Source organism: Microcoleus sp. A6-C6, assembly GCF_036705955.1.
Lineage (GTDB): Bacteria > Cyanobacteriota > Cyanobacteriia > Cyanobacteriales > Microcoleaceae > Microcoleus.
The window spans coordinates 19,390-32,611 of record NZ_JAUBVR010000042.1 but is presented as its reverse complement, the minus strand read 5'-3'; the positions used below and the strand labels follow the sequence as shown (position 1 = coordinate 32,611).

Sequence of the window (13,222 nt, the reverse complement as noted above, 5' to 3'; positions counted from 1 at the left end):
CTAGTCGAAAAATGTTCAATTTTGCCGACAATTTTCCCCCACGTTCACTCTTTTTAATCTAGTTTTGTCTAAAAATGTATTAGAAGGTCGGCAGATGTGAGCTATAATACATAAAAAATCCACATCTTCCCGCCGTGATGAATCTTAAAGAAATGTTACACCTCGCAGATAACATAGTCTTCGAGAAAACGGGTCAGCACCTCGACGACTTACAGGAAGCGGTACTAAAAGGCACTTTAGAACGTGAGACATACAAGCACATAGCCAAAGAGTTTGACTGCTCTGAAAGTGGTGTTAGGAATACGGGTTCGGAATTATGGCAGATACTTTCAGAAAAGTTAGGAGAAAAAGTCAGTAAAACGAATTTTCGATCGGCAATGGACAGGTTACAAAACTCTAATGTTTTAAACTTTGCACAAGATGTTCAAGATTTTGTAGCAATTAGTAGTTTCAATATTTGTGGAGAAGCTAGACATCCGCCCGATCGACCAAATCCACACCAACCAAATCAAGAAACATCCCATCACGACTTAAGCGAAATGCCGCAATTAGGTGCTTTCTACGATCGCACCCCACAACTCCAAACCCTCAAAAACTGGATTCTACAACAAAACAGCAGCCTCATAGCCCTCACCGGCATCAGCGGCATCGGCAAAACCACACTCGCAGTACAACTCATCCAACAAATTAAACACGAATTTGAATACGTCATTTGGTGCAACCTCGACACATCCCCCACCCTCCCGGAATTTGAAGCCAACCTAATCCAGTTTTTCTCCCAGTACCAAAAGCAAGACTCACCCACAACCAACCAGAAAGCATTACCCCTAATTAAATATTTACAAAAATATCGCTGCTTAATAATCTTAGATGACATTCACAACTTGTTCAGCAGCGGCGAATTAGCAGGAAAATATCAACCCAAATACGAAGAATATCGCTCTTTATTCAAAAAAATAGAAAAAAAATCCCATCAAAGTTGCTTCCTGCTAATCGGTTGGGAACAACCCAGAGAACTCACTCAAATTAACAACCCAAATACACAAATTAACACCTTACAACTCAAAGGTTTAGACATCGCCGCCGGACGGGAAATCCTCAGAGATTATGGATTAGCAGACATCGACAACTACTCAGCACTGATTCACCGCTACCAAGGTAATCCCCTGTGGTTAAAAAGCGTCGCCACTCAGATGCAAGAGTTGGGCGAATGCGTCACAGAGTTATTATTAAATGATATTATATTATTGCCCGAAGATTTGAAAGATGTTTTACAGCAACAATTTAGTCGCCTATCCGAACTCGAAAAACAAGTCCTCTCCTTGTTAGCCAAAGCAAGCGATGCAATTAACCTCACCCAATTGCTAGAAAATAGCCGAATTCCCGCCTCAGACTTGGTAAATGCGCTGCAATCTTTATCGCGGCGCTGCTTGATAGAACAACAAGCCAAATTTTACACAATTTCACCTGTACTGAGGCAATATGCCACAATAAGACTCGGCGGTTGAAACCGTATGTCCAATCTTAAATACCCCTTTATTTCTTAGTCCCTCTGAACTCGGACATCGTTTTTGTAGATGCGGTTGAAACCGCCGTCTGATCTGTAACTTAATCATATCTAATTTTTATTAATGAGTAATCCCTGTATATGTTATACTAAGGCAGGGCTACTGATTTTTATTCGGAGCATTACGCCCATGATCGTACAAGTTTCAGAACCAATAACAACTCTTAAAGAAGAACGCTTTACCTTACCAGGCTATTATACTTGGGAGCAATTTGAAGCGCTAGAAACCTTAATAAAAGATGCCCCAGGCTTGCGAATAACTTATTTAGATGGGTGTGTGGAGTTTATGACACTAGGCGAAGACCACGAACAGATAAAAAGTATTTTGGCTATATTTATAGGACTTTACTTTTTTGAGAAAGGGATTAATTTCATTCCTGTAGGGAGTGCAACTCGCAGAAACCAGGCAAAAGATGTATCCTTTGAACCTGACGAGTCTTATTATATCGGTTCAAGGAAAGAGCATCCCGATTTAGCCGTGGAAGTAACGATTTCTAGCGGTAGCACAAATAAACTGGCTAAATATCTGCGACTTCGCATCCCAGAAGTTTGGTTTTGGGAAAATAATCAGCTTGCTGTCTATCGGCTGCGCGACGATGATTACGAGCAAGTTTCAAGAAGTGAGTTTTTGCCGGAGTTGGATTTAGAATTGCTGGTACGCTGCGTTTTGATGCCTTCAATAATTGAGGCAAGGACTGAGTTTCTCAATGGGATTCGGCAGCAGTAATTGGGTTAATTAATAGAATTTATGCAACTGATACCAATTTAATGTGAAGTTGCACATATCTCGATCCCCCTCGCATCCCCCGAAAGCAAGGGGGACTTTGATCGGAATCTTGTCCCCCCCTCCCACCAGGGGGGCTAGGGGCGGATCGGATTCTATGCAGCCTCATAAAAAATTGGTATGACACAATTACTGAGGCAATATGCCGCCATAAGACTCGGCGGTTGAAACCGCGGCTACTGTATGAACGATCGCGACTGGGAAGCACTCGTTAGCCGAATTCACATTACGATTACAGTAGCAGAATCTTTGCAAGGTAAACTGGTTCGCGTTGTGCGTCCTTCACATTCTTTCCCAATCTAAAATCTTAAATGGTATTAATAGCCCGCTTGCACAAATTTCTGACGGCGACTGTGGATGAACAATCCCGATCGCGCACAATATTTTGGTTGACTCTGAGCTTGACATTTGCCGCAATTTATGGTTTGTTAGGCATCCAGCAAGCCTTTAGCGCCGAGTATGTGGTGCAAGACGATGCGAGACAGCACGTTTTCTGGATGATGCGGTTTGTCGATCGCGAATTATTCCCCAACGATTTCATCGCTAACTACTTTCAATCAGTCGCTCCAGCAGGATACAGCACGCTCTACAAAATAGCAGTAACAATTGGCATTCACCCCCTATTATTGCACAAAATATTGCCGCTATTTCTCGGCTTAATCTCCACTTATTACTGTTTTGGACTTTGCCTAGAAATGCTGCCGGTGCCGCTGACTGGATTTATAGCATCTTTGCTGCTAAATCAGCATATCTGGATGACTGACGATTTGGCTTCCGCAACGCCCAGAGCTTTTATTTACCCGATATTTCTCGGCTTTTTATATTATTTATCCCGGAATTCGTTGCTACCATGTTTGGGGGCTATCGCCCTAATCGGACTATTTTACCCTCCTTACGCCTTGGTGGCTGCCGGAATTTTAGTTTTGCGGCTGCTAAGCTGGGAAAACGGCCGTTTGCACTTGTCGGGCGATCGCACAAATTACCTATTTTGCACTACAGGCTTGGGAATAATCTTTTTAGTAATGCTGCCCTATGCCTTAGATAAATCTGAATTTGGCCCGACTTATACCGCAGCAGAAGCTAAGCAAATGGGAGTATTTGCACCAGACGGCAGAAATGCTTTTTTTCGTCCAAATCCGGTAGATTATTGGCTGACTGGTAGGGGCAGCGGGATGTTTCCCAAGTCGCTGTTTACGCCTGTAACTCACTGTGTGGCGCTGTTATTTCCGCTGCTGCTGTTTTGGCGATCGGCCTTTCCCTTAGCGAGTCGCATTACTAGCAAAATCTGGCTGTTACTTCAGCTATTTTTAGGATCATCGGTGATGTTTTTAGCGGCTCACGCCACCATTTTTAAGCTTTATCAACCTGGACGCTATACTGCGTATAGTTTGCGATTTATTATTGTGTCGATAAGTGCGATCGTCCTAACGTTAATTATCGATGGAATCTGTAATTGGGCATTAACCACCGAAACAAAATTTCACTTCAAAAATTTAGTTGTACTAATTACCACAGCCATAATCCTTGTTGCCGTTGTTTTTTATCCCTGCTTTGTTGAAAAGTTTCCTATAGTCGGGTATATAGAAGGTAAAATGCCCAGTTTGTACAGTTTTTTTCAGCAACAACCTAAAGATATTCTGATTGCTTCGATCGCCTCCGAAGCCGACAACATACCGACTTTTAGCCAGCGTTCTGTTTTGGTGGCAAAGGAATATTCAGTGCCGTATCAAAAAGGCTATTATAGCAGATTTCGGCAGCGAGTTAGCGATTTAATTCGCGCTCAATATACGGACGATCGGGCTGTTTTGCAAAACTTTATTAACAGCTATGGAATTGATTTTTGGATGCTCACTCGGAATGCTTTGACTCTGAAGTATGTAGAAGATTACGGCTGGATGGATGACTTTGATGCGACACCGGAGGCGATGCTTGCTCTCAAACAAGGGAAAATTCCCGCACTAGCTCCAGCAATGACAAGTTGTGCTGTTTTTCAGAATGAAACTGTAGTAGTTTTGGAGGCATCTTGTATTGTGAAAATGACTAAAAATTGAGTTTGTAGGGTGCGCAATGCGTACCAGTTGACTTAGACACCGGTGCGCAGTGCACTACAAATTATTCAATTTTACAATCTCAAATCGAATTACTGCTGTGTAGGGGCAATCCCCCCTGCGGTTGTTGCTCCTGATGGGTGATATTACGGATATCCTGCAAGTAAATAATCTGCGAAATTAAAGGTGAATATAGATCCGGGGTCAGCTTAGTAGAGAATGAAAAGTACACAAAGGCCCGATCACAAATTATCCATACAGCAAAAACATGGCAACACTTTACGTTAACCCGCAAACAGGCAGCGATGCAGCCGCCGGCAGCCAATCGGCTCCCTTGAAAACGATCGCCCGCGCGATCGCCCGCGCTGCATCGGGAACAATTATTCAGCTAGCACCGGGAACTTACAGCGCAGCCAGCGGCGAACAATTCCCCTTAGAAATTCCCTCTGGAGTCAAAGTTATCGGTAGCGAAACTAACAAAGGAAGCGGCACTCTGATTCAAGGAAGCGGCAAATTTGTCAGTCCCACCGCAGCCAGTCAAAATATCACCATATTGCTAGAAACCGATGCCGAATTACGCGGCGTAACTGTGACTAATTTGGAGAGTCGCGGCACCGGAGTCTGGATTGAGTCAACTGCTCCCACAGTGGCTAACTGCACTTTCACACTTTGCAAGCGCGAAGGTGTTTTTATCACAGGTTCGGCGAATCCTGCGATTCTCGACAACAGATTTGTACAAAACTCGGCTGCTGGGGTAATCGTGGCGGAAACTGCTAAAGGCGTACTGCGGCGCAATGTTTTTCAAAATACTGGTTTCGGCATTTCTCTGCAAGACAAATCTGCTCCTTTGATTGTTGATAACCAAATTTTGGAAAATCGCTCCGGTATTGTTTTATCAGGGGAATCTAAGCCCGTTGTGCGGAAGAATCGCATTGAAAAAAATACCGAAGACGGTTTGACTGCTGTGGGGAAATCGCTGCCAGATCTTGGTACGGCTCAAGATTTGGGGGGGAATATTTTTGCGAATAATGGCGAATTTGATTTGCAAAATGCGACTACTGCTAAGATTTTTGCACTGGGAAATCAGCTCAATCCTTCGCGAGTAAAAGGTTTATTTGAGCTGGGAAATGTGACGCCAACTCCAACTCCAACTCCGACTCCAACTCCAACTCCGACTCCAACTCCTGGGGGCGTAAAGTTTAGCGATATCAGCACGCACTGGGCTAAGGATTTTATCGATCGCCTCGCTAAGATGAATATTGTCAGCGGGTTTCCCGACGGCACTTTTAAACCTGATCAGAGTTTAACTAGAGCTCAGTATGCAGCGTTGCTGGCGAGGGCGTTTGACTTGCAGCCGCGCCGTGAAGCGACGGTGTTTAAGGATGTGGCGGCGGATTTTTGGGCGCAAAGTGCGATCGTCAAAGCGAATCGAGGTGGGTTTTTGGTTGGATATCCCGATCGCACGTTTCGCCCGGAACAGAATTTGACTAGAGCTCAGGCGATCGTATCATTGGTAAATGGCTTGCAGTTTACGGGCGGCAATCCTAATTCTTTGAGCGTTTATGCCGATCGAGCTTTAATTCCGAGTTTTGCCACCGACGAGATCGCAACCGCCACAGAGCGCAAAATCGTAGTCAACTATCCCGCGCGCGACAAGCTTTCCCCCGCCCGCGACATCACCCGTGGCGAGATATCCGCCCTCGTCTACCAAACTCTCGTAGCCACAAACCGGGCACAACCCATTAACTCTCCCTACATCGTCTAAGGCAATTGGGAGAAAGGGGACAAGGCAGAGTTGCAATCAACCTCTCTCCTCCTCCCAAGTCTTGACTTCCGAGTGTCCAAATCGTTTTATAGAGAATACCCTGAAAACCCTGTGACTTTAGTCCAGGGATGAAAGGGCGTCGCAGGATTTATCCTGCCTATTAAATATACCAATTGCACAAATATCTGGCAAGTGTGCTATCATCAAATGAGTCAAAAGTTGCGAATTTTGAGAAATCAAGTATCTAGCTTAACAGCAGTACGGATGCTCAAAACAATTAATCACAACTAATACTAAGATTCTGAGCCTATTAAATCGTCAGTAATAGACGTTAAAAACCTACCCCCGGACTGGAGGAAAGTCACGACTGAGGAGCTAGTTGTAAGACTAGGATAGCAGACCGCCATTTGGCAAAAGGATTGCGCCCGGAAACCCTAGCAATAGGGATATTAAGGCTGAAAAGTCTTAAGAATCCCCGTCGCTTTAGCGCGGGGAGTGTCAAGATTAAAACATTAAGAAATTAAGCAATTTTTAAGGTTCAACTCTCAGATTATGGCTAAAATTCAATTCTCCCGCGGTATAGACGAAGATACTGTGCCTGAAGTCCGCCTAACCCGTTCTAAAAGCGGAGCTCAAGGCACTGCGACGTTTATCTTTGAAAATCCCAAATCTCTGAGCAACGATAGTACCCAAGATATTACTGGAATGTACATGATGGACGAAGAAGGGGAACTTGTGACTCGCGAAGTTAAGGCTAAGTTCATCAACGGTCAACCTGCGGGTTTGGAAGCTCTTTATCTCATGAAAACTGCCGATGAATGGGAACGCTTTATGCGTTTCATGGAACGCTACTCGGAAGCAAACGGCTTAGGATTTAACAAGGCATAATGGGTGGTTGGTAATTGGTAATTGGTGATTGGTAAGGAAGCCGATCGCCAGTTGCTGGTTGCCGATTACTTACGACGAGAAACTATGACGCAAATTCCTCACCCCGATTCATCTAAAATAACCGTCAATTGTGCTATCATGACTGTTAGCGATACGCGATCTCCTGACACAGACAATAGCGGTTTGTTAACAAAAAAGTTGCTAAAAGATGCCGGTCACTCTGTGGTAGCTTACACTGTTGTTAAAGATGATGCCGCAAAAATTGTATTGCAAATGCAGGCGTTTTCCCAGCGCGAAGATGTGGATGCGATTATTTTGAGTGGCGGGACGGGTATTTCTCCACGAGATACTACTTACGATGTGATGGAGAGTTTGCTGGACAGGATTTTACCGGGATTTGGGGAGATCTTTCGGTATTTGAGTTATCAAGAAATTGGTTCGAGGGCGATCGCATCTCGCGCCGTTGCAGGCGTGTATCAAGGTAAGTTAGTCTTTTCTCTTCCTGGCTCTAGCAATGGCGTAAAACTAGCTGTGGAAAAGTTGATTTTACCAGAATTAGTTCACTTGGTCAAGCAGTTGCGGGGAAGTTAAGGGCGATCGAGCTTTTTTAACTGAGGGGAGAGATTGGCAGTCGATCGAGCTTTTAGTCGATCGACCACTTTCTGCTAAGTTAAGGGCGATCGGCTAGACTTCGATTTTATAGTTGAGTTGATGCTCGTCGCCGGGCAAACCTCGAAAACCCCAATTGTGCTTGGGATTCTCAAAAATCGTGATTTCTAAATCCTGTGGGGAAATTCCAAAGGGCTGTAATCGCTCAAACATTAAACGAATCAACTGCTTTTTTATCTCACCACTGCGTCCTGTAATCATGCTCACCTCAATGATAGTGTAACGTTCTGTGCGCCCTGTAGGATAAAAAAAATCAGAGGAGTCGAACAGAAAGAATCGATGTGAACGTTTATCGGGTGGATATTGGAGTGCATCTACGACACAGGAATTAATAACATCAGAGAGTTGCGGCTTAATGGGATCGAGATACTGTCTCAAGCCGGAGATTTTAACCTGTACCATAATTCAATGTATGACAACAACTATCTATTAAAACCTAATTGCCTCGCATTAATTTGCCGATTGCACATAAATTTCAGAGTGCAACTAAGTTGGTAGTGAGGACTGAAGTCCTCATAGTTTTATGTTTTACGAAGACTGAAGTCCTCAATACCAACCTAGATCAAACATCATGCTATGAAAATCCCAGCAACTTTATCTTCATTCATAGTCATGCGTGCCACAAATTCATCTCCACCATCTGCAAAACTCAGCTTCCACAAATAAACCTGCAAACCATCTTGTGTCAACTCACCAAAATAACTAATTGAATAGCCGTTTTGCAGACGACAACCGAGTTCATCACTAACATGATCGAACATTTCTTGTGTAATGCCGGCTTTGTAACCTGCATCGCCCACCGTGGTAAACAGCTCGTAATTTTTTGATGCAGTGGCATCCAAAATAACCTGCAAACAATCAATGACGTTTTGATGAGGGGCTGTCGGGTTCATGATGATGTCCTTTATTTAGAGTTCTATCAAAATGATCTAGCTTAGCTAAGATTGCTGTCTAAGTATTAATTCTACTACATTTGCGATCGAATCCAGTTTGGCATCGTCATTGACGCGCAAAAGTTTTTACACATCAACCTTTACTTAAATAGAGTAGGACACGGCAATGCCATGTCCTAACCCAGCATCTGTAATTCAGTCAACTGAAAACCGCTATATCGCCTCAGCAACAATAGTCCGATGTCGGAGAGTATTGCGAGTGATTGTCGGCGCTGCAAAACCAGAATCTACCAAAGCCTGCTCAATATCCAACCCAAAATACTGATCCAAATAAGGCTCCGTACTCTTGAGCAAAGTCAAAATATAAGGAGGCATTTTGGCATAAACTTCCGACTGAGGATTCATATCCATAATTGTCAAATGTCCGCCAGCGCGAAGCAAACGCCGAGCTTCCCGAAATATTTCTTTAGTAGCTTTCTGCGGCAATTCATGACAAACTAAACAAATAGAAACCAAATCAAAACGACGCGCAGTCAAACCAGTAGATTCAGCAGCAGCGTGAAGCCAAGTCGGAGATTTTTGATTTGGAAATTCAGATTTTCGTTGTTGGGAACGGTATTGAGCAACTGCCAAAAAATAAGGCGACAAATCCACCCCAGTCATCTTTGCTTCCGGGTAAACATCCCCAAGCGCAAACGTACTCATTCCCACACTGCATCCCAAATCCACAATATCTTGGGGTGCTTTGCCAATTTTAGCTTTGACAATTTCGTGATAACTGGCGCGGAGTTTCGCATCACCATCTGCACCCGCTTCGGGCCAAATTCCCGCATGAACTGCACGGGCTGCAACTTCAACTTCTGTCGCAGCTTCCCAACTCATATTACCTTTTTCGTAAGCGTGGAATGAAGTTAGATAATATTTTGGGTAAACCAGATTGGGATTTTCTACGCTGAGCAATTCTGCATCCCAATTGCGGGCCAAAAGTGCTTGCGCTTCTTGTCGCCAATGCACTCCGATTCTTTCAGCTCTTTTGATCATCATTTCCCGCGCTTGGTGCTTGGCTAGGGCGGCCAAAGGCTTGATGGAGAGTACGCCATTTACTAAACGCGAGGCTAATCCCGGAGTTTTGTTAACTGCAACAGTCATATTTTATATTTTTCTGTTTTGCGCTATCTACTATAACATATATATGTCATTTTTCGTGATTTGAGACAATGAAATTTTACAAGCTTCGTAGTGAGGACTTTAGTTCTTTTTTGGATGCTGACTCGCATTCCTCACTGCAAGCCAATCGGACTATGAGCATTAGATCTCATCTGAGATTACCGGAAAATCTGGAATCGGATTTGGGGGAGTTGGAGTATTGGGAAGAACACTATCAAATATGGTTATTTAGGAGTTTGTCGTGAGCAAATCAATTGTGGAATTGGTTGACAATTTGCCGGATTCTGGGATTACTGTGATGATGCTCAAATCCCTGGATTTTGTGGTTCCGGGGGAGTGGAATAATCTATCTGGTTTTGATCATACTATTCGATCGCTCACAGGGGAAACCGAGCGCGCTTTAGTGGAAAAAATTCGCGCCAGGGCGATCGAGCTTTACGCCAACTCCAACGAGCCATATCAAGGCGCAGTCAAGCTTTACCAGCTTGCAGACAGCGCCGACAGTGCCTTGGGTGCCACGGCTATGGCGAATAAAATCGGCGAAAAAATCGGCTTTCTCTCGTTTATGAGCCGCCTGACTCCCAAGGCTGACACCACTCAAACGATCGACTTATGCGTCAAAGTGGCGATCGAACTCATCGTCTTCTGCAAACTCAACAAAATTTCCCTTGACAACGTGGGAAGCTTTGCCAATTACTTATCAGAATACAAAAATGAATCTCTGATGCGGATGGCTGCATTAGTATGCGCTGACGGTTTAATTCCCCTCGGCCCAGACTTCCTTAGAGTAGCGCAAAACACCCTAAGCGGATTGAATCCTTCAACCTTGCAGCAAAACTCAACATTCCAAAACATCAGCAACCTAATTCCCGGCGCAAATAACGCCCAAAAATTCGGATTCGTCACAACAACCTTCGCCTCAGCCCAAGGTTGGATGAACAATTTAGTGGTATCTCGTGGCTTAACTCCCGCCACAGTTTTAGGCAACCTCAAGCAATACGTTGATATTACCGATGACAAATTGGATTATGTCGCCGCATTTTTGGACATGACTACCAATTATTATGAACATACCGGAATTCAGACAGTTGCTCGCCAATTGATCGATCGCGCTTACGCCGAAACATTATTCCCCCGAATGTAAGTTGCCGAGATAAATCAAATGCGAGGAGCTATTTCATGCACCTCGCATTCCCCGGATTGCTTATTATACCTCTTACAAAAATAGCTGGACAGGCAAGAGGCTTGTCCCGAAAAAATATTTATTTTTTCTTGTGGGATGGGCATCTTGCCCGTCCCAAAATTAGAGCAACGCACTAGCAATTAAAGTCAAAAATTCAAGCAAAAACAACAGTCCGATTACCATAAATTAAAACACGATTTTGTAAATGATATCGCACCGCCCTTGCCAAAACAACCCTTTCTAAATCTTTACCTTTACGAACTAAATCAGACACTTCATCGCGGTGACTCACACGCACAACATCTTGCTCAATAATCGGCCCTGCATCTAAATCAGGTGTCACATAATGGGCAGTTGCACCAATAATTTTCACTCCTCTTTCATAAGCCCTTTCGTAGGGATTTGCCCCGACAAAAGCTGGCAAAAATGAATGGTGAATATTAATCACAGTGGGAAACTTCACCATAAAGTCTTGACTCAAAATTTGCATATATTTCGCCAAAACCACCAAGTCAATATTATAATCTTTAAGAATTTCTAACTGTTGTGCTTCTTGAATAGCTTTATTATCTTTAGTAATGGGAATATACTCAAAGTCGATACCATATTGTGCAGCAATCGGCTTTAAATTTTCATGATTACTGATAATCAGCGGAATTTCACCCCGGATTTCTTGAGAACGTTGTCGCCAAATCAAGTCTAATAAACAATGATCTTGACGACTTACCCAGAGCGCAATTCGTCTAATTTTATGGGAGAAATGTAATTGCCAATTTGCTTGTAAATCCTTGGCAAGTTCACTAAAAGCAGGTGTGATTTCTTCGATATTTAAGTCAAAACCGTCTAATTGCCATTCCAGACGACTTAAAAATAATCCGGCGGTAAAATCTGTATGGTGATCGGCATGGATAATATTGCCATTATGGGAGGCGATAAAATTAGCCAGTAAGGCGACAAGTCCTTTGCGATCGGGACAGGAAATTAAAAGAGTTGCAGTAGGGCTAGTCATGGTATAATAAAAAAATTTTTGAGTTTTGAATTTTCACTTAATTATATCATTATCATCGTGATATGGCGATCGCAAATCATTAGTGAAAACAGATCAACCCAGTTTTCCACGTGCAGAACTAAATCAAGTCAAAATCCTGCACATCTTCGCTAAAAGTCCTGACTGTTAACTCCTTCCCTAAATCCTGAGCTAGTAAATCGATACCGTCAATAACTTGATTTGGCTCTGCAATACTCAAAACCTCATAACACTTTTCCCGATATTCAGGACGTTCTTGGAAATACTGAATCGATCGCCCTAGCGGCTGCATAACTTGATAAGCAGCTTCAGCTTTGTCGATCGCCTCTTGGGGAAGAGCACTCGCCAACCTCAGCATTGCCAAATCGATTAAATCTCTCGAATTTACCCGATCGCTCGGCCATCGATCGGCATTGGCTAACAACTTTTCCGCAAAAATATCGACTAAATTCAAACAAGGAACAGGCGACCAATTGGGATAACTCGGTTCACCGAACTCAATTCGTCCTTCACAAACCATCTCAAACTTAATCGTTGTCCCGTCCACAATCACCGGAAATCTGATCCCGTACTGGTTCGTTTGAATGTCCTGCGGCAAAAAAATGCCGCTGCGCCCAGAAAAAATCGCATCATAGCCGCCTTCAGCAACTTGGCGGCGCAGGAGACGGTAGCCGCCATCCATCGGACACATAAAGTCAATATCCTTGCTCAACCGATATTCCCCTTGCTGCATACTTACCAGCGTTCCGCCGCCAAAGTAAGCCCGACATTCTTGTAGAAATTCGACGTTTAAATGGCTGAGTACAGTTAAGATTTTTTGATGAAATTCGTGTTTAAAGGTCGATCGATCAATCACGTTATTTTCTGAAGTTTCTGGCGAGGGACAAATCCTATCAAGTTCCGCCACCAACCAAGACTGATAATATTGGCTGATTTGTTGAATAAAAAACAATTCCTCCGAACTCGGTTTTCCCAAAACTCCCCAATAATCCCAGCCCGATTCGTAGCGGCAAAGCATTTCTGGGAGAGTCAAAAGTTTGACATCAGCAATTTGCCAGCAGATAGCCTGAAGAAATGGAAGTTGTGCGGGAATTTTTAAAGTTGCTGTTACTTCTTTTTTGTTCATATTTTTTTATGAACCACAGAGGGCGCAGAGAGCGCAGAGCCAGAAAAGGATAGATTTTCCCCGTGTCCGCCCCGATCGATCGTAGGGGCGGTGCCCCCGTGCCCG

The 13,222-nt window shown here is 43.8% G+C and carries 12 protein-coding genes; 7 read left to right on the top strand and 5 right to left on the bottom strand.

Translation table 11 applies throughout. The features are described from left to right. The first annotated feature begins 137 nt into the window (after positions 1–137). The 6 genes from QUB52_RS17690 (at position 138) to QUB52_RS17665 (ending at position 7,643) form a co-directional block, all read left to right on the top strand. Positions 138–1,508, top strand: a complete 1,371-nt coding sequence (locus tag QUB52_RS17690) for an NB-ARC domain-containing protein (protein WP_332974142.1) — start codon at positions 138–140, stop codon at positions 1,506–1,508. 189 nt (positions 1,509–1,697) lie between these two features. After that, positions 1,698–2,294, top strand: coding sequence for a Uma2 family endonuclease (locus QUB52_RS17685; RefSeq protein WP_332974124.1), 597 nt, complete (start codon positions 1,698–1,700; stop codon positions 2,292–2,294). A 368-nt stretch (positions 2,295–2,662) separates the two neighbouring features. Continuing rightward, positions 2,663–4,402: a hypothetical protein gene (locus QUB52_RS17680; RefSeq protein WP_332974121.1), complete on the top strand. Its 1,740-nt coding sequence runs from the start codon at positions 2,663–2,665 to the stop codon at positions 4,400–4,402. Between the two features lie 265 nt (positions 4,403–4,667). Continuing rightward, positions 4,668–6,164 carry a DUF1565 domain-containing protein gene (locus tag QUB52_RS17675; protein ID WP_332969928.1) on the top strand — a complete coding sequence of 499 codons (1,497 nt, stop codon included), beginning with the start codon at positions 4,668–4,670 and terminating at the stop codon, positions 6,162–6,164. Between the two features lie 552 nt (positions 6,165–6,716). Further along, positions 6,717–7,052 (top strand): photosystem II reaction center protein Psb28, encoded by a 336-nt coding sequence (psb28, locus tag QUB52_RS17670; RefSeq protein ID WP_265239688.1) that lies wholly within the window; start codon positions 6,717–6,719, stop codon positions 7,050–7,052. Positions 7,053–7,136: 84 nt separating this feature from the next. Further along, positions 7,137–7,643 carry a MogA/MoaB family molybdenum cofactor biosynthesis protein gene (locus QUB52_RS17665; protein WP_265239691.1) on the top strand — a complete coding sequence of 169 codons (507 nt, stop codon included), beginning with the start codon at positions 7,137–7,139 and terminating at the stop codon, positions 7,641–7,643. A gap of 93 nt (positions 7,644–7,736) precedes the next feature. Here QUB52_RS17665 and QUB52_RS17660 read toward each other — a convergent pair whose 3' ends face one another. The 3 genes from QUB52_RS17660 to QUB52_RS17650 form a co-directional block, all read right to left on the bottom strand. After that, on the bottom strand, positions 7,737–8,123 hold the full coding sequence (locus tag QUB52_RS17660) for a tautomerase family protein (protein WP_332969929.1): 387 nt from the start codon (positions 8,121–8,123) through the stop codon (positions 7,737–7,739). A gap of 167 nt (positions 8,124–8,290) precedes the next feature. Then, positions 8,291–8,614: a hypothetical protein gene (locus tag QUB52_RS17655; RefSeq protein ID WP_332974119.1), complete on the bottom strand. Its 324-nt coding sequence runs from the start codon at positions 8,612–8,614 to the stop codon at positions 8,291–8,293. A gap of 213 nt (positions 8,615–8,827) precedes the next feature. Further along, entirely contained in the window at positions 8,828–9,763 is a 936-nt protein-coding gene (locus tag QUB52_RS17650; protein ID WP_265239495.1) for a class I SAM-dependent methyltransferase, read from the bottom strand. A gap of 259 nt (positions 9,764–10,022) precedes the next feature. Between QUB52_RS17650 and QUB52_RS17645 the strand changes: the two genes are divergently transcribed. Further along, positions 10,023–10,925, top strand: coding sequence for a hypothetical protein (locus QUB52_RS17645; protein WP_332974118.1), 903 nt, complete (start codon positions 10,023–10,025; stop codon positions 10,923–10,925). A 193-nt stretch (positions 10,926–11,118) separates the two neighbouring features. Here QUB52_RS17645 and purU read toward each other — a convergent pair whose 3' ends face one another. Further along, on the bottom strand, positions 11,119–11,973 hold the full coding sequence (gene purU, locus QUB52_RS17640; protein WP_332974116.1) for a formyltetrahydrofolate deformylase: 855 nt from the start codon (positions 11,971–11,973) through the stop codon (positions 11,119–11,121). Positions 11,974–12,091: 118 nt separating this feature from the next. Then, positions 12,092–13,117: a nucleotidyl transferase AbiEii/AbiGii toxin family protein gene (locus QUB52_RS17635; RefSeq protein WP_265238067.1), complete on the bottom strand. Its 1,026-nt coding sequence runs from the start codon at positions 13,115–13,117 to the stop codon at positions 12,092–12,094. Positions 13,118–13,222: the final 105 nt, after the last annotated feature.